The 17,619-nt window shown below is 74.1% G+C and carries 16 protein-coding genes; 5 read left to right on the plus strand and 11 right to left on the minus strand.

All coding sequences use genetic code 11. The annotated features are described in order from the left end of the window. Positions 1–3 precede the first annotated feature (3 nt). The 4 genes from ACTWP5_RS13500 to ACTWP5_RS13515 form a co-directional block, all read right to left on the minus strand. Positions 4–855: a carbohydrate ABC transporter permease gene (locus ACTWP5_RS13500; RefSeq protein ID WP_443221138.1), complete on the minus strand. Its 852-nt coding sequence runs from the start codon at positions 853–855 to the stop codon at positions 4–6. Further along, a complete protein-coding gene (locus ACTWP5_RS13505) occupies positions 845–1,840 on the minus strand; it encodes a carbohydrate ABC transporter permease (protein ID WP_443221139.1) in 996 nt (331 codons plus the stop codon). The genes ACTWP5_RS13500 and ACTWP5_RS13505 overlap by 11 nt, the downstream gene beginning before the upstream one ends. Further along, positions 1,837–3,210 carry an ABC transporter substrate-binding protein gene (locus tag ACTWP5_RS13510; protein WP_443221140.1) on the minus strand — a complete coding sequence of 458 codons (1,374 nt, stop codon included), beginning with the start codon at positions 3,208–3,210 and terminating at the stop codon, positions 1,837–1,839. The genes ACTWP5_RS13505 and ACTWP5_RS13510 overlap by 4 nt, the downstream gene beginning before the upstream one ends. A 76-nt stretch (positions 3,211–3,286) precedes the next feature. Then, positions 3,287–4,336: a glycoside hydrolase family 172 protein gene (locus tag ACTWP5_RS13515; protein ID WP_443221141.1), complete on the minus strand. Its 1,050-nt coding sequence runs from the start codon at positions 4,334–4,336 to the stop codon at positions 3,287–3,289. Between the two features lie 303 nt (positions 4,337–4,639). Between ACTWP5_RS13515 and ACTWP5_RS13520 the strand changes: the two genes are divergently transcribed. Continuing rightward, positions 4,640–5,218 (plus strand): LacI family DNA-binding transcriptional regulator, encoded by a 579-nt coding sequence (locus ACTWP5_RS13520; protein ID WP_443221142.1) that lies wholly within the window; start codon positions 4,640–4,642, stop codon positions 5,216–5,218. On the opposite strand, the gene ACTWP5_RS13525 is transcribed toward ACTWP5_RS13520, so the two are convergent. Further along, the gene (locus tag ACTWP5_RS13525) at positions 5,181–5,648 is read right to left on the minus strand and encodes a helix-turn-helix domain-containing protein (RefSeq protein ID WP_443221143.1); all 468 of its coding nucleotides are present in this window, start codon (positions 5,646–5,648) and stop codon (positions 5,181–5,183) included. The genes ACTWP5_RS13520 and ACTWP5_RS13525 overlap by 38 nt on opposite strands. A gap of 121 nt (positions 5,649–5,769) precedes the next feature. Between ACTWP5_RS13525 and ACTWP5_RS13530 the strand changes: the two genes are divergently transcribed. Then, positions 5,770–6,132 (plus strand): nuclear transport factor 2 family protein, encoded by a 363-nt coding sequence (locus tag ACTWP5_RS13530; protein WP_443221144.1) that lies wholly within the window; start codon positions 5,770–5,772, stop codon positions 6,130–6,132. Between the two features lie 754 nt (positions 6,133–6,886). On the opposite strand, the gene ACTWP5_RS13535 is transcribed toward ACTWP5_RS13530, so the two are convergent. Next, positions 6,887–7,573 carry a transglycosylase SLT domain-containing protein gene (locus tag ACTWP5_RS13535; protein ID WP_443221145.1) on the minus strand — a complete coding sequence of 229 codons (687 nt, stop codon included), beginning with the start codon at positions 7,571–7,573 and terminating at the stop codon, positions 6,887–6,889. Positions 7,574–8,382: 809 nt separating this feature from the next. Here ACTWP5_RS13535 and ACTWP5_RS13540 point away from each other — a divergent pair. Continuing rightward, entirely contained in the window at positions 8,383–9,303 is a 921-nt protein-coding gene (locus ACTWP5_RS13540) for a sulfotransferase domain-containing protein (RefSeq protein ID WP_443221146.1), read from the plus strand. A 10-nt stretch (positions 9,304–9,313) separates the two neighbouring features. Here ACTWP5_RS13540 and bioD read toward each other — a convergent pair whose 3' ends face one another. Genes bioD through bioB form a run of 3 tightly spaced genes read right to left on the minus strand, consistent with a single transcriptional unit; the run spans position 9,314 to position 12,590 of the window. Beyond that, the gene (gene bioD / locus ACTWP5_RS13545) at positions 9,314–10,138 is read right to left on the minus strand and encodes a dethiobiotin synthase (protein ID WP_443221147.1); all 825 of its coding nucleotides are present in this window, start codon (positions 10,136–10,138) and stop codon (positions 9,314–9,316) included. Positions 10,139–10,150: 12 nt separating this feature from the next. After that, a complete protein-coding gene (locus ACTWP5_RS13550) occupies positions 10,151–11,509 on the minus strand; it encodes an adenosylmethionine--8-amino-7-oxononanoate transaminase (RefSeq protein WP_443221148.1) in 1,359 nt (452 codons plus the stop codon). Beyond that, positions 11,502–12,590, minus strand: coding sequence for a biotin synthase BioB (gene bioB, locus ACTWP5_RS13555; RefSeq protein ID WP_443221149.1), 1,089 nt, complete (start codon positions 12,588–12,590; stop codon positions 11,502–11,504). The genes ACTWP5_RS13550 and bioB overlap by 8 nt, the downstream gene beginning before the upstream one ends. A 136-nt stretch (positions 12,591–12,726) precedes the next feature. On the opposite strand from bioB, the gene ACTWP5_RS13560 reads away from it, so the two are divergent. Further along, complete coding sequence (locus ACTWP5_RS13560) at positions 12,727–13,956, plus strand: 8-amino-7-oxononanoate synthase (protein ID WP_443221150.1); 1,230 nt, start codon at positions 12,727–12,729, stop codon at positions 13,954–13,956. A 96-nt stretch (positions 13,957–14,052) separates the two neighbouring features. Here ACTWP5_RS13560 and ACTWP5_RS13565 read toward each other — a convergent pair whose 3' ends face one another. Beyond that, entirely contained in the window at positions 14,053–15,081 is a 1,029-nt protein-coding gene (locus ACTWP5_RS13565) for a GlxA family transcriptional regulator (protein ID WP_443221151.1), read from the minus strand. A 70-nt stretch (positions 15,082–15,151) separates the two neighbouring features. Here ACTWP5_RS13565 and ACTWP5_RS13570 point away from each other — a divergent pair, with 70 nt between their 5' ends. Further along, complete coding sequence (locus ACTWP5_RS13570; protein WP_443221152.1) at positions 15,152–16,627, plus strand: APC family permease; 1,476 nt, start codon at positions 15,152–15,154, stop codon at positions 16,625–16,627. 68 nt (positions 16,628–16,695) lie between these two features. Here the strand turns inward: ACTWP5_RS13570 and ACTWP5_RS13575 are convergent, their stop codons facing one another. Further along, a complete protein-coding gene (locus tag ACTWP5_RS13575; protein ID WP_443221153.1) occupies positions 16,696–17,589 on the minus strand; it encodes an LLM class F420-dependent oxidoreductase in 894 nt (297 codons plus the stop codon). Positions 17,590–17,619: the final 30 nt, after the last annotated feature.

Raw genomic sequence — 17,619 nt, forward strand, 5'->3', positions numbered from 1 at the left:
GGGTCACTTCAGTCCGGACGTCTTGATCGACTCGACGATCTGGCGCTGGAAGGTGAAGAAGAGCGCGAGCATGGGCAGGGCGGCGACCGTGGCCGCGGCCAGGATGTAGTTCCAGTTCGCGCCGTACTGCGTCTCGAAGGAGGCGATGCCGAGCTGGACGACCGTCAGGTCCTGGTCGCTGGTGGCCACCAGCGGCCAGACGAAGGAGTTCCAGTTGGCGAGGAAGAAGAAGACGGCCAGCGCCGCGAGGATCGGCCGGGACAGCGGCAGCACGACGTTCCAGTAGACCCGCCAGTGCGAGCAGCCGTCGATGATGGCGGCCTCCTCCACCTCGCGGGGCAGCCCCACGTAGAACTGCCGGAGCAGGAAGATGCCGAACGCGTTGAAGATCGCCGGGATGATCAGGCCCGCGTAGCTGTTGAGCAGGCCGAGCTCGCGGACGACGAGGAAGAGCGGGATGAGCACCACCGGCGCGGTGACCAGCAGCGTGGCGAAGATCGACAGGAAGATCGCCTCACGGCCGGGGAACCGCAGCCGGGCGAGGGCGTAGGCCGCCATGGAGTGGAACAGCAGCGCGACGACGGTGACCACGGTGGACACCAGGAGGCTGTTCCACAGGTACCGGGCGAAGGGCACGTCCGTGAAGACGTACACGAAGTTGTCGAACGTCACCTCGCTCGGGATCAGCCGCCCGTCGGTGACCGTGTCCCGCGTCTTGAAGGCCGAGGTCACCATCCACAGCACCGGGAAGACGCTGATCGCGGAGGCCAGGACCGCGAGTGTGGTCAGTCCGGCGCGCCCGGCCCGGCGCCTGGTGCGGGCCGCCCTCGCGGACGGGGCCGTCTCAACGGTCATCGTCGAACCTCCCGCCCCGCGTCAGCGCGAAGATCACGGCGGAGAACGCGACCATGACGAGCACCAGGAACGTGCCCATCGCCGCGGCGTAGCCGTACTCGCCGAACACGAACGCCTGCTGGTAGATGTAGAAGATCGCCACCGAGGTGCCGTTGGCGGGGCCGCCGTTGGTGAGGACGAAGATCAGCTCCAGCCCTCCGCTGAGCGCGGCGACGGTGGACATCAGGAGCACGAAGAAGCTGGTGGGGCGCAGCAGCGGCCAGGTGATCGTGCGGAACGTCGTCAACGGGCCGGCGCCGTCGATCCGGGCGGCGTCGTAGTACTCCTGCGGGATGTCCTGGAGACCGGCCAGGAAGATGATCATGTAGTAGCCCATCATCACCCAGACGGTGACGGCGATGACGGAGGCGAGCGCCAGCTCGGGCCTGCCGAGCCAGGACTCGCCCTCCATGCCGACCGCCCGCATCGCGCGGTTCACCGCGCCCACCTGGTCGTCCAGCAGGAAGCTCCACAGCAGGCCGACGACGACCAGGCTGATGACGTGGGGCAGGAAGAGCATCGTGCGGTACGCGGACATGCCCGGCAGCTTCTGCTTGACCAACAGGCCAAGGCCCAGACTCACGCAGAACAGCACGGGCACGAGCACCAGCACGTAGACGGCCGTGATCCGCATCGAGTCCCAGAACAGCGGGTCGTTGAGCATCCGCTGGTAGTTGCCAAGGCCCACGTAGACGTAGGAGCCGAATCCGCTGACCTGGAAGAACGACAGCACCACCGACATGACCATGGGGATGCCGACGAAGACCAGCAGGCCCAGGCCGTCGGGCAGCAGGAACAGCCCCGCCGCCAGCCACTCGCGGTGCCTGCGCGACAGCCCGCGACGGCCGGGGCGACCCTTCCCCCGGGCGGCGGCGCCCGGGGTGCCGACGCCGGCAGGGGCCGTGGGGCGTCGGGAGGGGGCGACGCTCAGTTCGGGGCTCGTCATATCAGGCTCGCCCCCTGGTAGCTCTTCAGGTACGCCTCGATGGCGTGCGCGGCGCGCTCGGCCTCGCCCGCCACGTCCCCGCCGGCGAGCATCGTGGACTGGACGGCGTCCGAGATCGCCTTGTAGACCACGGGGGGATAGCGTGGCTCGGGCCTGCCGCCCGGGGCGATGTCGTCCTTGAACGTCCGCATCGCCCAGAAGTCGTAGCCGCCCTCCTCCGTGGCGCGGCGCAGGACCGACGCGCGGGGGGCGATGCCGGACTTCGCCACGGTGGCCCACTCGACCATGCGGTCGACGCACGCGTCCGCCATGGTGCCCAGCGCCCAGGCGCAGAACGCGGCCGCCGCCTCCGGGTCACGGCCCTGGGCGTTGGCGCAGAACGCCCAACCACCCAGGCAGGTGCGGTATTCGCCGCCGGGCGGGGCGGGCAGCGGGAACACCCCGTAGGGCAGGTCGGGGGCGAAGGCACGGAAGCTGGAGACCTGCCAGATCCCCGTCTGCCACATCCCGGCGAGGTCGGAGGTGAAGGCGCTGATGACGTCCCCGGCGGCGGGCAGCGTCCGGGGGGCGATGCCGCCCTCGACGGCGTCCTGCCACAGGGCCAGGGCCTGGCGCACGGCCCGGGAGTCGAACGCGACCTCGCCGCCCCGGCCGAGCACGTCCCCGCCGCCCTGCCACATCCAGGGGTACCACGTGAAGTTCTGGTAGTAGCCGGGGTTGGTCTCGAAGACGAGCCCGGCGCGGGTCGGGGTGCGCAGCCGGTCGCCGACGTCCAGCAGCGCGTCCCAGGTGGTCGGGATGTCGCCCTCCGACAGGCCCGCGCGCTCCCAGGTGTCGACCCGGTAGAACATCGCGAGGGGCTCGACCTCCATCGGCAGGGCGTAGACGCGACCGTCGACCATCCGGCTGTCGAGGACGGCGCCGTAGTCGTCGATCACCTCGCGGTCCAGGTGGGGCGTCAGGTCCGCCAGCACGCCGCCGTTGTGGTAGCGCAGGAAGTCGCCGGGGCTGAGGAGGAAGATGTCGGGGCCCTGGCCGGCGGCGAAGGCGGAGGGGAGCTTGGCGCTGCCGTTGTAGGTGCTGGTGGGGATGTAGACGAGCTCGATCCTGGCGCTGTGGGTGGCGTTCCACGCCTCGACCAGGTCGGTGAACCACCGCGCCTGCGCCTGGACGGCGGGGTCGGGGGACTGCTGTGGTGCGTAGAAGTTCCAGAACTGCAGCGGGCCGCCGTCCGCGTTGGCCAGGCCGCAGCCGCCGAGCAGCGCGGGCGCCGCGACGGCCGCCGCGGCGGTGCCGGCGCCGGCCAGGAAGCGGCGCCGCGTCGGCGCTTCGGGTGCCGGGAGTCCGACGTCCTTGTCGTGTGTACCCATGGGGAAAGCCCTGTCGTTGCTGTGGGAGCGGGGGTGGTCGGGGAGGGGAGGGCAGGGGAGGGGAGGGGGGAGGGGGTCAGTCCACCTCCAGGTCGAGCAGCTCGGGCACCGGCGGTCGGGAGGCGGGGCAGCTCGGGGAGTCGAGGTAGAACAGCGCCGTGCTCGCGATGTCGTCGCTGGTGGGGCGGTAGCGGTGGGGCAGGCCGTTGTGGTGGCCGGGACCGATGCCGAGGCTCTGGACGGTGACGCGCAGGTCGGCGGCGAAGCGGACGGGGTCGGGGATGTGCCAGCGGTACATCCCGAAGCGCTGCTGGCTGGCGTAGAGCCCGTCGGGGCGCAGGATCTGGTGCAGACCCAGGTACGGGGTGGAGTAGGCGGTGTAGCCCTGACCGGGAACGTCGAAGTTCCAGGCGCCGCCGAAGTAGTCCTCGGTGCCGGTGCCGCAGATGGTGGGGAACTCCTCGTCGCCGTCGAGGAAGAACTTCACCTCGCCCTCGCCCCACCAGCCGGGGCTGTTGACCCCCCAGGCCAGGTAGGTGCCGACGTAGTGGCCGGCCCCGGTGACGCCGCACAGGATCGTGTGCACCTCGCCGTACGGCACCGGGTGGCTGCGCCGCCACTGGGCGTGGAACCAGGACGCGGTGTCGGCGACCTCGCCGAGCTCGTAGTCGACCTGGTAGTAGAGGGTGATGGTCTCGGCCGAGAGGTTCTCCAGCGTCAGGCGGGCGGAGCGGCGGAACGGCATCGGCCAGTAGGTGTTGAACCCGCCGTTGGGGTTGGCGGCCACGGGGACGGAGGAGACCTGGCCGAAGGTGTTCCACCCGTTGCAGAAGAAGTCGCCCAGCGGCACCTCCACGGCCGGCTCCTCCTCGCCCTCCCAGTAGGCGCGCAGCAGCGTGGCGCGCCACGCGCGGTGCGGCGCGGTGGTGCACCACAGGTGGCGGATGGTGCCCGGCCCGGCGATGTCGGCGAGGGTGGCCGTCTCGCCCGGGGCGATCTCGATGCTCGGGGAGACCTTCCACCCCCGGCCGAGCAGGCTCGCGGCCCGCGCCCCGGTGCCCTCGGTGGCCCTGCCACCGGCGCCCTTGGCGCCGCTGGGGTTCTCCGCGCTGATCGAACGCGTCACGGCGTCCGAGCGAAGGGCCAAACCGTCCAGTCCAGAGAGCGTCATCGTTGCGTCACCTCGGTGTGAACATCCATTGTATGAAATCGATTTCACGGTTGGTCAGTCGAATGCCCCGGTCAGCGGGACGAGGGAGAGAAGGGGAAGCCGCTCTGGCCTGGGGCGAGATGAGGCGAGCCGTGAAGAACTCGCTTGAAATCCTTTTCACGGGACCATAGGGTCGCCCCCATAGCCTGTCAAGAGTCCGGTTGCCGGGAAGCGGCACCGCGTCCCGAGCGAGGGGGCACGCCAGCCCATGACGGTCCCATGACGAAGATCAACGACGTGGCCCGGGCCGCGGGCGTCTCACCCGCCACCGTCTCCCGGGTCTTCAACGGCGGGCGGGTCAGCCCCGAACGGGCGGAACGCGTGCGGCGCGCCGCGGCCGAGCTGGGCTTCGCGCCCAACCGGGTCGCCCGCTCGCTGCGCACCCAGCGCGGCAGCGTCATCGGCCTGATCATCCCCGACATAGAGAACCCGTTCTTCACCTCCCTGGCCCGGGGCGTGGAGGACGCGGCCCAACGGACGAACCTCTCGGTGGTGCTGTGCAACAGCGACGGGGACCTCGACAAGGAGTCCCGCTACATCGGCATCGCCCTGGCCGAGCACCTGGCCGGCGTCATCGTGGCCGTGGCCTCGCGCGACCGCACCGACCTGTCCCCGCTGACCGACCGGGGCCTGCCCGTCGTCGCGGTCGACCGCCGGCCGCGTGCCGCCCTGGTGGACGCCGTGCTCGTCGACAACCAGCACGGCGGTGAGGCCGCCACCGAGCACCTGGTCGCCAGCGGGTACCGCCGCGTCGCCTGCATCACGGGGCCGCGCGCCGTTGCAGGCACAGCCGGATGACGTTGACGGGAGGCTCCAGCAGCTCCGGCGCGCAGCCCACGAGGAGCGCGTCGACGCCGGCGTTGGAGTCGACGACGTCCCAGTAGTCGTCCAGCAGCAGCGCGGGGTAGGGCAGGTGCGCGTCGAGCAGGCCCCGCAGCCCCTCCATGACCAGGGCGAGTGAGGCGTCGTCCAGGCCGCGGTCCTGGTACTGCGGCGCGTAGCCGCCCGCCAGCAGGAGCCGGTTCCTCTCGCGCAGCGGGACGTCGAGACAGTCCGCCAGGTGCAGGATCATCTCCGGCGTCGGGTGGGCCCTGCCGGTCTCCACGCGGCTGAGGTGTCGGGTGGAGACCGAGGAGCGGTTCGACAGCTCCTGCTGGCTGAAGCGGCGGCGTTCCCGCCAGCCGCGCAGCAGTGGGCCGACCTCGCGGGTGTCCGTGGCGGTGTTCATGAACGGCAGCGTAGAGGGGGAGTGCGTGCTCACCATGACCTCACAGGTCATGGTCCACCGAGCGACGGTCGCTCACTCTGGTCCCGTCAACGAACCGAGCGATCGATCCGGAGGACTGACCATGGACACGAAGAGCGTCGTCGAGGCGTACCTGGCCACGTGGAACGCCGAGGGCGAGCACCGCGCGAAGCTCATCGCCGAGCACTGGGCGCCCGAGGTGGCCTACACCGACCCGCTGGCCGAGATCACCGGCCACGCGGAGCTCGCCGCGCTGATCGACGGGGTGCGGCAGCAGTTCCCCGGCTTCGTCTTCACCCCCGTCGGCGAGCCAGACGCCCACCACAGCCAGGTGCGGTTCCGCTGGGGCCTCGGGCCCGAGGGCGCCGATCCGGTCGCGATCGGCTTCGACGTCCTGGTCCTGGACGACGAGGGCCGCATCCGCGACGTCCGCGGCTTTCTCGACAAGGTGCCCGCCGGCGCCTGAGCCCGGATCGGTCGGCCGGGCAGACCCCCGCCGCTCAGGGGGGTCTGCCCGCCGCCGTCCGCGCGGGGCCACGGAGCACGTCCGCCGGCCGTCTCCCGAGGAGTGCCACGACGACCACGGACGTCCTGCCCGCCACCGGGAGGCTCGGCGCCGGGGCGACACCGTGGGAGGGGCCGGCCGCGCTCCTGGCTGGTGCGGGTACGGAAAACGAGGGGCCGCGTGGATCGGGCCGCTCCGGGCCGTCCGTGCCGGCGGCGAGGCCGTCGGGCGTCTCCGCCTCGGCTACGCCCGTGCCTGGACCGGGCGGCGGTCCCTCGACGCGCGACGGGACCCCCTCGTCAGGCCGGGGCCACCCGCGTCCACGCGGAGGAGGTCTCCCTCCGCGCCTCCAGCGCTCCGGGCTGAGGGCCACCGTGGAACGCGCCGGGGCCCGCTCCTCCGGCGTTCTTCACCCCTGCCGTCCACGAGCACGCGATCAGCCAGCGACCTCGCGGTGGGTGCTGAGCCAGCACTCCGCGGCCGGAGAGCGTGCCGAGGCGGAGGACGGGTCCACGGGCAGCGGGTCGTCCTGCCCCAGGGGGCAGCCATCGACCGTGATCGCAGCCGTTGTGGCCGTGGCCCGGCGCCGGGCCTGTGTGGGGTGCACTCGCCGTGTCCGTCGCCGCGTCGTGGGAATGCGCCGGGCCGGCCCCCGCGGTGGCGGGGGCCGGCCCGGAGTGGTGCGCGGTGCCCTGTGGCGTGGTCCGTGTCCGCGTCAGTACGCGGAGTCGACGTTGTCCATGGAGCCGTAGCGGTCGGCGGCGTAGTTACAGGCCGCGGCGATGTTCGCGACGGGGTCGAAGATGTCCTTGCTGGTGCCGGGGACGTGGTAGGCCTCGAAGGTCGGGTCGATGACCTGGAGGAGACCCTTGGACGGGATGTTCTCGTGGGCGTTGGTGTCCCACATGTTGATCGTCAGGGGGTCACCGGAGGACTCGCGGATCAGGTTGCTGTGGATGCCCTCGTAGCTGCCGGGGATGTCGTGCTTGTCCATCACCTTCAGGGCCTGCTTGATCCAGCGGTCGAGGTCCTCGTCGTCGGCCGGCTTGGGCTTGGGCTGGTCGGCCTTCTTGAGGGTGATCAGCTCGCCGTCCGCGGTGTAGCGGGCGCCACGGCCCAGCTGCTGCTCGCTCTCGGCGGCGGACCTGCCCGTCGACTCGGCCGCGCGCTCGGTCTCGCTCATGCGCTCGGGCGTGGACGCGGGCTTGCCGCCCTGGCCGCCGCCGCCCTTCTGCTCGGAAGCGGTGGTGGCCTTGCTGTCAGCGGTGCCGTGGTCGGCAGCGGCGGCCTGGTGGGGAACCAGGGTGAGAGTCACGGCCGCTGCGGAGGCGGCCACCAGGCCGGCCACGTGCACGGCGTCGCGCAGGGTCGGGATGGTGGTGGTCTTCGTCGTGGCGGTCATGGTTCTTCCTCTGATCGCTCGGGATGTCCCCGCCGGGCGCGGCGACGAGCCCCACTGTGCGAAGCACTCCCATACCGGGGCAAAAGTGTGATCTACGACGAAGCGTCGTATCTGTCCGCGGCGAGTGACGCGGTGAGCCCGTGGCCGGGGGGCGAGACGCCGGTCGTTTTCTACGAAGCGCGGGGGTGGGTGACGCCCGTCTCGTGGCCCGCTCCACATCGGGCCCCCGTGGTGGCCACGGAGCGCTGATCTCACGGACACGGAACGCCACCGATTTCGCCACGTTCCGTCGTTGCCGTGTGCGCCGTGCGTGACCGATTCGGGTGGTGCGGAACCGTGCCCCGAGCCACATCCGCCCGCCGTGCGGGGGACGTTGGTCCCTTCGGCGGTCGCCGAAGGGCCCGCGCCGTGCTCCGTCGCCCGCCGCGCGGACGCCCCCGCCGGCTTCGCGGGCACCTCGCCCTCCCCTCGTCCTCTCTTCTCGGGGAGACGAACGTGACGGGCGGGCGGGCTCGCGCCGACGGCGTGCGCCGCCATCGCCCCGCGCTCCCGGGGCGACGCGTCGTGCTCGTGTCCGCGCGTTCGCGGGGGATACGCCTCGCCAGCGCCCTGTGTGGGCACCTCCTCCGCCGCGGTCCGACCGCCGCGTCGCCCGGATGCCGCCTGCCGGCCCTCCCACGGCCGTCGCGGCGCGCGGCGGCCCCGCCCGCGACGGGCCGACGGGTTGAGGGGCCGACGGGGCGACGGGGATGCTACGCAGCATGACGGCGGTGTTGTGCTGCGTGACGGCGAACGGTCAAGCTGATGACATGAACCGTGAGTTGACGCCCGTGTACGTTCCGCAGCGGCCCTACCGCTGCTACTTCACCGACAGCACGGTCTGGGACGCGTACGAGCCCCGCCCGGGTGACATCGTCATCTCCACCCCCGCCAAGGTCGGCACCACCTGGACCCAGCGGATCGTCTCCGTCCTCGTCTTCCAGCAGCCGCGGCTCGCGGCGCCGCTGTGGGAGGTCAGCCCCTGGCTCGACAGCACCTTCGTCCCCGGCGCGGAGATGTTCGACGGCCTGGCGGCACAGCGACACCGCCGCTTCATCAAGACCCACCTGCCCATGGACGCGCTGCCGATCTACGCGGAGGTGTCGTACGTGGTCGTCGGCCGTGACCTGCGCGACGCCGCCGTCTCCACGCACCACCACGCCGTCGGGCTCAACGACGGGGGCATCACGTTCGTGGCCCCGACGGGGGAGGAGGTGTACACCCCGGAGCAGCCCCTGGTCAGCCCGGACCTCCACACCTACTGGCGGGACTACTTCACCCGCAGCCCCTTCCCCTGGGAGACCAACGGCTGGCCGTACAACTCCCCCACCCACCACCTCACCTCCTGGTGGGGGATCAGGCAGTCACCGAACGTCATCCTCCTGCACTACCAGGACATGCTCGACGACCTCGACGGTCAGATGCGCCGCCTCAGCGCCTTCCTCGGCATCCCCGTCGACGAGTCCCGCTGGCCCGAGCTGGTGACGGCCTGCACCTTCGCCGACATGAAGGCCAGGAAGGAGGAGACGATCCCCGACGGGCTCGGCGCCGCCCTCGGGTTCGAGTTCTTCCACAAGGGGCGCAACGGGCAGTGGCGCGGCCTCGTCGACGAGGAGGAGCTCGCGCTGTACGAGGAGACCATGGCGCGTCTGCCCGCCGACCTGCGGGCGTGGCTCGCCCGCAGCGCGTGAGAGGCCCTGTTCAGCCAGGCCAGTGCCCGCCCAGCGGCGGCCCGAGCCAGCCGGCCGCCCCGGCGCGGAAGGCGGCGGGAGGCAGCGCGCCCACACCCTCGGGGACGGCGCCGAGCAGGGGTGCGCCCGCGACGTCGGGGAGGTCGACGAGGTTGCACCGCGCAGCCAGGTCGGGCCGCGCCGGCCAGCTGCCGATGACCACGCCGAGGCAGCGCAGGTTCCGGCTCCGTAGCGCCTCAGCCGTCAACGCCGTCGCGTTGAGCGTGCCGAGGCCGGCCGCCGCGACGACCAGCGCGGGAGCGTCCAGCAGCGCGGCGGCGTCGGCCAGGGTCGAGCCGACCTCGTCGAACCGCACCAGCAGCCCGCCCGCCCCCTCCACCAGCACCAGGTCGTGCCGCTCGGCCAGCTCGCCCGCGGCCTTGGCCACCTCGGCGGGCCTGACCGGGGGCAGCCCTGACCTGCGGGCCGCCGTCGCCGGGGCGAGGGGCTCCGGATAACGGGCGAGCTCCCGCGCCGTGTCCACCCCGGAGAGGCGGGCCGCCGTCGCCGCGTCCCCCGGCTCCCACGGCGCGAGGCCCGTCTGCGCGGGCTTGAGCACCGCGACGGATCGGCCCGCCGCCCGCGCCACCGCGGCGACGGCGGCCGTCACGACGGTCTTGCCGACGCCGGTGCAGGTTCCGGTCACCACCAGGACGCGCCCGCCGCGGGGCCGCCCTCGACCCTCCCCCTTGTCTCGGCCCTCCCGCTGGTCCCGGCTCCCCTGACCGTTGCGCCCGACCTGCTCGTCGTCCCCGACCTGCTGGTCCCGGCCCTCCCGGCCGTCTCGCGTGCTCATCCCCCGGGCCCGTCAGCCGGCCCGCACGGCGGCGCACACCGCCGCGCAGATCCGCGCCAGGTCCGCCTCGCCCGTGACGTACGGCGGCATCGTGTACACCAGGTCCCTGAAGGGCCGCAGCCACACGCCCTCGGCGACCGCCGCCCGCGTGGCCGCCGCCACGTCCACCGCGTGGTCGAGCTGGACCACGCCGATGCCCCCGAGCACCCGCACCTCCCGCACGCCCGGCAGCGCCGCCGCCTCGGCGAGGCCGGCGTCGAGCCCGTCGGCCAGCCGGCTCACCTCCGCACGCCAGTCGCGCCGCAGCAGCAGCCCGACGGCGGCGTCGGCGACGGCCGTGGCCAGCGGGTTGCCCATGAACGTCGGGCCGTGGGCCAGCACCGGGACCTCGCCACGGGATATGCCCTCCGCCACCCGCGAGGTGCACAGTGTCGCGCCCAGCGAGAGGTACCCGCCCGTGAGGGCCTTCCCCAGACACATCACGTCGGGCGCCACCCCCGCGTGGTCCGCGGCGAACAGCGCGCCCGTGCGGCCGAAGCCGGTGGCGACCTCGTCGAACACCAGCAGCACGTCGTGCGCGTCGCACGCCTCGCGCAGCACCCGCAGGTAGGCGGGGGAGTGGAACCGCATCCCGCCCGCGCCCTGCACCACCGGCTCGACCACCACCGCCGCCAGCTCGTCCGCGTGGCGCTCCACGAGCCCGGCCAGCGCCGCCGCGTACGCCGGGTCGACCTCGGCGTCGAACCCCGGCGGCGGGAGCGGGGCGAAGACCTGCCGCGGCAGCGCGCCCGACCACAGCCGGTGCATGCCGCCCTCCGGGTCGCACACGGACATCGTGTGCCACGTGTCGCCGTGGTACCCGCCGCGCCAGGTCAGCAGCCGCCGCTTGGCGGGGCGGCCGACCGACACCCAGTGCTGGAGGCACATCTTCAACGCCACCTCGACGGCCACCGAGCCCGAGTCGGAGAGGAAGACGTGCCGCAGCGGCGCGGGCGTGACGTCCACCAGCCGCTTCGCGAGCCGTACCGCCGGCTCGTGGGTGAGCCCGCCGAACATCACGTGACTCATCCGGGTCAGCTGCTCACGGACGGCCTCGTCGAGCACCGGGTGGCGGTAGCCGTGGATCGCCGACCACCACGAGGACATGCCGTCGACCAGCTCGTTCCGCCCCTCGGCGGGCTCGGCCAGGCGCAGGCGCACGCCCGAGGCGGAGGCCACGACCAGCGGCTCCTCCCGGCCGGGCATCGGGCCGTAGGGGTGCCACACGTGAGCCCGGTCCAACGCCCGCAGGGCGGCGGGCGACAGCGGCGACGCGTCGTCGCCGCCGGTGTCCGTGACCGTCGCCGCCCCGGCCCCGTCCGCCTCAGGCATTGGGCGGCAGCTCCGTGCCGGCGCCGCGCCGCCGCACCGCGACGGCCTCGCCGCGGTGCGCGGGCAGCGTCGTGGTGTCGGCGCCCTCCACCGTGAACCCGGCGTCCGCGATCATCTCCAGGTCCGCCTTCCCCGCCTGGCCCTCGCTGGTGAGGTAGTCGCCGAGGAAGACCGAGTTGGCCAGGTGCAGGGCGAGCGGCTGCATCGACCGCAGGTGCAGCTCCCGGCCTCCCGAGAGCCGCACCTCCACGTCGGGGCAGACGAAGCGCACCATCGCCAGGATCCGCAGTGCCCGACCCGGCGTCAGCTCCCAGGTGCCGGCGAGCGGGGTGCCCTCGAACGGCATGAGGAAGTTGACCGGCACCGAGTCGGGGTCGAGCGCGCGCAGCGCGAACACCACGTCGACCAGGTCCTCGTCGCTCTCGCCCATGCCGGCGATCAGTCCGGAACAGGCCGACAGGCCGGCGTCCTTCGCGCGCCGCACGGTGTCCACCCGGTCCTCGAAGCCGTGCGTGGTGCAGATGTCGGCGTAGGTGGCCTCGGAGGTGTTGAGGTTGTGGTTGTAGGCGTGGACGCCGACCTCGCGCAGCCTCTCCGCCTGCCCGTCGCCCAGCAGCCCGAGGCAGGCGCAGACCTCCACCTCCGGGTGCCGCTCCCGGATCGCCGTCACCGTCTCGCAGACGCGGTCCACGTCACGGTCGGTGGGACCGCGCCCGCTCGCGACCAGGCACACCCGCTTCGCGCCGCCCGACACGCCCGCGTCGGCGGCGGCCCTGGCCTGGTCGGCCGTCAGCCACGTGTACTTCAGGACCTCGGCCTTCGAGCCGACCCGCTGCGAGCAGTAGAAGCAGTCCTCGGGGCACAGCCCCGACTTGAGGTTCACCAGGTAGTTCAGCTTCACCCGACGGCCGAACCAGCGGCGGCGCACCTTCCCCGCCGCCGCCACCACGTCCAGCAGCTCGTCGTCGGAGGTGGCCAGCACCGCCAGCGCCTCCTGACGCGTGACCGGCGTGCGCGGGTCGGCGCGCAGCCCCTTGTCCACGAGGGTCGACAGCAGCTCGGTCAGCTCTACGGGGTCCATGGCGCCTGATCCTTTCCCAGCCCACCCTCCGCGGCCAAGGGGGAAAGCCACAACGGTGGCGGACGCCCGTGTGTGCATCGCGACATGACAGCCGTGCCGAGCTGCGGCTACGGTCGGCCGGGAGCGAGGAGACGTTATGGGAAGCCGACAATCCAACGGCGACGGGACACCGGCGCGCGCCCCCGGCGAGGCGGTCTTCGACTGGCTGGACGACGACCGCGAACGCCGCCGCGCCGCCGGCCTGCTCCGCACGCTGAGCCCCCGTGCCGCGGGGCCCGCCCCGCTGGACCTGGCCAGCAACGACTACCTGAGCCTCACCCACCACCCCGAGGTCGTCGAGGCCGCCGCCGAGGCGGCCAGGACCTGGGGGGCCGGCGCCACGGGCTCGCGCCTGGTGACCGGCTCCACCGAGCTGCACGCCCGCCTGGAGGCCGAACTCGCCGCGTTCTGCGGCGTCGAGGCCGCCCTCGTCCTCGCCTCCGGCTACGCGGCCAACCTCGCCGCGCTGACCGCGCTCTCCCCGCCCGGCACCCTGCTCGTGTCCGACGCGGCCAACCACGCCTCCCTCATCGACGGCTGCCGTCTGGCCCGCGCGACCACCCGCGCCACCACGGCCGTCGTCCCCCACGCCGACCCCGACGCGGTGGCCGCGGCGCTGCGCGGCCACGCGGGCCGGGCGCTGGTCGTGACCGACGGCGTGTTCTCCGTCGACGGCGACGCCGCGCCGCTCGCGGGCCTGGCCGACGCCTGCCGTGAGCACGGCGCGGCGCTGCTCGTCGACGACGCCCACGGCCTCGGCGTGATCGGCGAGGGCGGGCGCGGCACGCCGTGGGCGGCCGGCCTCGCGGGCGCGCCGGACGTCGTCGTCACCGTCACCCTCTCGAAGTCCCTGGGCGCGCAGGGCGGCGCGGTGCTCGGCCCCGCGCGGGTCGTCGAGCACCTGGTCAGCGCCGCCCGCACCTTCATGTTCGACACCGGCCTCGCCCCGTCCGCGACCGGCGCCGCGCTGGCCGCGCTGCGGGTGCTGCGGCGCGAGCCGGAGCGTGCGGCGCGGGTCCGCGACGCCGCCGTCGGGCTCAGCCGACGGCTGACGGCGGCGGGGCTGGCCGCCACCCGGCCCGACGCCGCGGTGGTCTCGGTCCCGGCGCGCTCGGCGCCGGCCGCGGTGGAGTGGGCGGCGCGCTGCCGCGAGGCGGGCCTGGCGGTGGGCTGTTTCCGTCCGCCCTCGGTGCCGGCGGCGCGGCTGCGGCTGACCGCCCGCGCGGGGCTGACGGACGATCAGCTCGACTGGGCGGCCGAGGTGATCGCGAGGACGGCCGCCGGCCTCGACGCGGGGCCCGTGACGCCCGCCGCCGCGACGGCGTAGCGGCCGGGCGCTCGCCCGCGTCGCGCGGCGGCCCGGCAGGGGCCCGCGGGCGCGTCGGGGCAACGGCGGGCGCTTCGGGGACCGGCGGGTCCGGCCTCAGCCGCCGCTGCGGAAGACGTGCCGGTAGGTCATCGGCGGGACGCCGGCGACGCGGTGGAAGTGGTGGCGCAGGTTCGCGGCCGTGCCGAAGCCCGTGCGGCGGGCGATCGACTCCACCGGCTCGTCGGTGGTCTCCAGCAGCTCCTGCGCCAGCCGCACCCGCTGCTGCACCAGCCACCGCAGGGGCGTCACCCCGAGCGTGTCGCGGAAGCGGCGGGCGAAGGTGCGTTCGCTCAGGTGCGCCACGCGGGCCAGGCGGCGCACCGTCAGCGGCTCGTGGAGCCGCTCGCGGGCCCAGGCGAGCACGAGGGCCAGGCCGTCGTCGGCCGTCGTCGCGCGGACGGGGGGCCGGACGTACTGGACCTGACCGCCCTCCCGGTGCGGCGGCACGACCATCCGGCGGGCGACCTCGTTGGCCACGGCCGCGCCGTGGTCGCGGCGGACGAGGTGCAGGCACAGGTCGATGACCGAGCCGGTGCCGGCCGAGGTCAGCAGGTCGCCCTCGTCGACGTAGAGCGGGCCGGGGTCGAAGCGGACCTCCGGGTAACGGTGGGCGAAGTCGGCGGCGTTCATCCAGTGCGTGGTGGCGCGCCGGCCGGCCAGCAGCCCCGCGGCGGCCAGCACGTACGCGCCCGCGCAGAGCGACACGACGCGGCGCCCCAGCTCGTGGGCCTTGCGCACGGCCGCGACCAGGCCCGGCGGCGGGTCGAGCTGCCGGGACCTGGCGCAGGCCGCCACGATGACCGTGTCGGCCGCGACGAGGTCGTCGAGGTCGTACGGCGTGGGCACCACCAGGCCCGTCGCGGTCCGCAGCGTGCCCTCCTCGCCCGCGCACATCCGCAGCTCGTACCACGGGTCGACGAGGTCGGAGCGGTCGATGCCGAAGACCTCGCAGGGGACCGCGAGTTCGAAGGTGGGGGTGCCGTCCGTCACCGCGAGGGCGATGACGTGGGGGCGTCGGCTCGCGTCGGCCCCGCCCGTCGCGTAGGCGCCCCTCCTCGTGCGGGCATCGCCTTCCGTCGTCATGGCAGGAATTTAGCGCACCATGGCGTTTCTGCCGATGGTCCGGGAGGACGCCGCCGGTGAGGCTGGCCCCATGCCCCACACGCCCACCTCTCCGTCCGCCCCTCCGTCCACCTCCGCGTCCGCCGCCGCGCACCTCTCCGCCCCCGCGCCGGGCACGGCACCGGCCGTGGCGGCCCCGGCGCCCGCCGAGACGGGCGGCCGGCTCACCGCCGCGCAGGGCACCGCCCTGTACGTGGGCGCGGTGCTCGGCACCGGCGTGATCGCGCTGCCGGCGCTCGCGAGCGAGGCGGCGGGGCCCGCCTCGCTGCTGGCGTGGCTGGCGCTGGTCGTCCTGTCGGCGCCGCTGGCCGGCACCTTCGCCGCGCTCGGCGCCCGCCACCCCGACGGCGGAGGCGTCGCCACGTACGCGCGGCTGGCCTTCGGCGACCGCGCCGCGGCCGTCGTCGGCTGGTGCTTCTACCTGGCCGTGCCGCCGGGCGCGACGGCCGCGGCGTGCTTCGGCGGCGAGTACGTGGCCGCGGCCACGGGCGGCGGCACGACCACGGTGGTCGTCACGGCCGCCGCGCTGATGGCCGTCGTGACCCTCGTGGGGGCCGTGGGCCTGCGCCTCGGAGGGCGCCTCCAACTCCTCCTGGCCGCCCTGCTGGTGGTGCTGCTCGCGACGGCCGTGCTGCTGTCCCTGCCCGACGCGCGGCTGGACAACCTGACGCCGTTCGCCCCGCACGGCCTCGCGGCGGTCGGCTCCGCCGCCACCCTGCTGGTGTGGAGCTTCGCCGGCTGGGAGGCGATCACCCACCTGGCGGGGGAGTTCCGCCGCCCCGCCACCGACCTGCCCCGGGCGACGGCCGCCGCGGTCGTCCTCGTCGGGGTGCTGTACCTGTCCGTCGCCTTCGCCGTCGTCGTCGTGCTCGGTGCCGGCGCGGCAACGGAGCGGGCGCCGCTCGGCGAGCTGATGGCCCACGGCCTGGGCGGCGACGCCCGGGTGCTGGCCGCCGTCGTCGCGCTGCTGTTGACCTTCGGCGCGATGAACACCTACTACGCAGGGGCCGCCAACCTCGGCGCGGCCCTCGCCCGCGACGGCGCGCTTCCCCGTGGCCTGGCCCGGGGCGGCGTCGCGGGACAGGTGCCGCGCCGCAGCCTCGCCGTCGTCGCGACCCTCGCCTTCTGCGTGCTGGGCGTGGTCGCCGTGACCGGGGCGGACACCGGCCCGTTGGTGATGCTCGCGACCGGATCGTTCGTGACGGTCTACGCGATCGGCGTGGCCGCCGCCCTGCGGCTGCTGCCCCGGGGCAGCGCGGGGCGGCGGGCGGCGGCCGTCTCGCTCGTCGCGGTCCTGGCGCTGCTGCTGATGACGGGGCGTTACCTGCTGTGGCCGCTGGCCCTGGCCGGCGCGGCCCTGGCCTACCTCAGGCTGAGCCGGCGTGGCCGCGCCGCCGCCGCACGCCCCGCCGCACGCCCCGCCGACGCCCGCGCGGGGTCCTCCGGCGTCTGCCGTCCGGATCCCCGCGCGGCGCCGGCCCACGAGGATCCGGACGCCAGCCTCTGAAGGTCCTCCCGCCCTCCCACCAGCGGGCTCACGACGCCGCGGCCCCGGCGGGGCTGTGCGGACAGCCCTCAGACCCGGCCGAGTTCGGCCAGCCGCGGCACGGCGGGCGCGCAGACCCGCTCGATCCAGGCCGGCCGGTCCTCGCCGCGCCCGGCCATCAGGATCACGGTCTCGATGCCGAGGCCGGCGTAGCCGCGCATCTCCTCCACGAACTCCTCCAGGTCGCCGCGGGCCAGCGACTCGCCCTCGTACAGCACGGTCTTGCGGATCTCCGACTCGTCGCGGCCGACCTCCTCGCAGTGGCGCCGCAGCACGTTCAGCTTGTGGGCGACGACCTGCGGGTCCTCGGCGAAGAGGTTGCAGGCGTCGCCGTACTGGGCCACCAGCCGCAGCGTCCTGCGCTCCCCGCCGCCGCCGATGAGGATCGGCGGGTGGGGGCGGCTGACGGGTGGCGGCGAGCAGAGGGTCTCGGCGAGCTCGTAGTGCGTGCCGACGAACGGCCCGTTGTTCTCGGGGTCCCACATCTGCCGGCAGATCCGCAGCGTCTCCTCCAGCCGGTCGAACCGCTCGGGCACGGCGGGGTACGGCACGCCGAGGCCCCGGTGCTCGCGCTCGTACCAGGCGGCGCCGATGCCGAGCACGGCCCGGCCGCCGGAGAGGACGTCGAGCGTGGTGACGGCCTTGGCCAGCAGGCCGGGGTGGCGGTAGGTCACGCCGGTGACGAGGAGGCCCAGCTGGACGGTGCTGGTGTGGCCGGCGAGGAAGCCGAGCGTGGTGTAGCCCTCCAGCATCGGGTCCTCCGCCGGAGCGACGGCGTCCATCTGGAAGTAGTGGTCCATCACCGACAGCCAGCCCACCCCGGCCGCCTCGGCGGCGTGGGCGACCCGCACGAGGTCGTCCCCGATCGCGGCGGGGCCACCGTCCCCGCCGCTGAAGTCCCACACGTGCACTCCGAGTCGCATTCCGTGCTCCTTGCTCGCTGGTTGGAGGGG

The organism is Streptomyces sp. 4N509B (genome assembly GCF_052245655.1).
Lineage (GTDB): Bacteria > Actinomycetota > Actinomycetes > Streptomycetales > Streptomycetaceae > Streptomyces.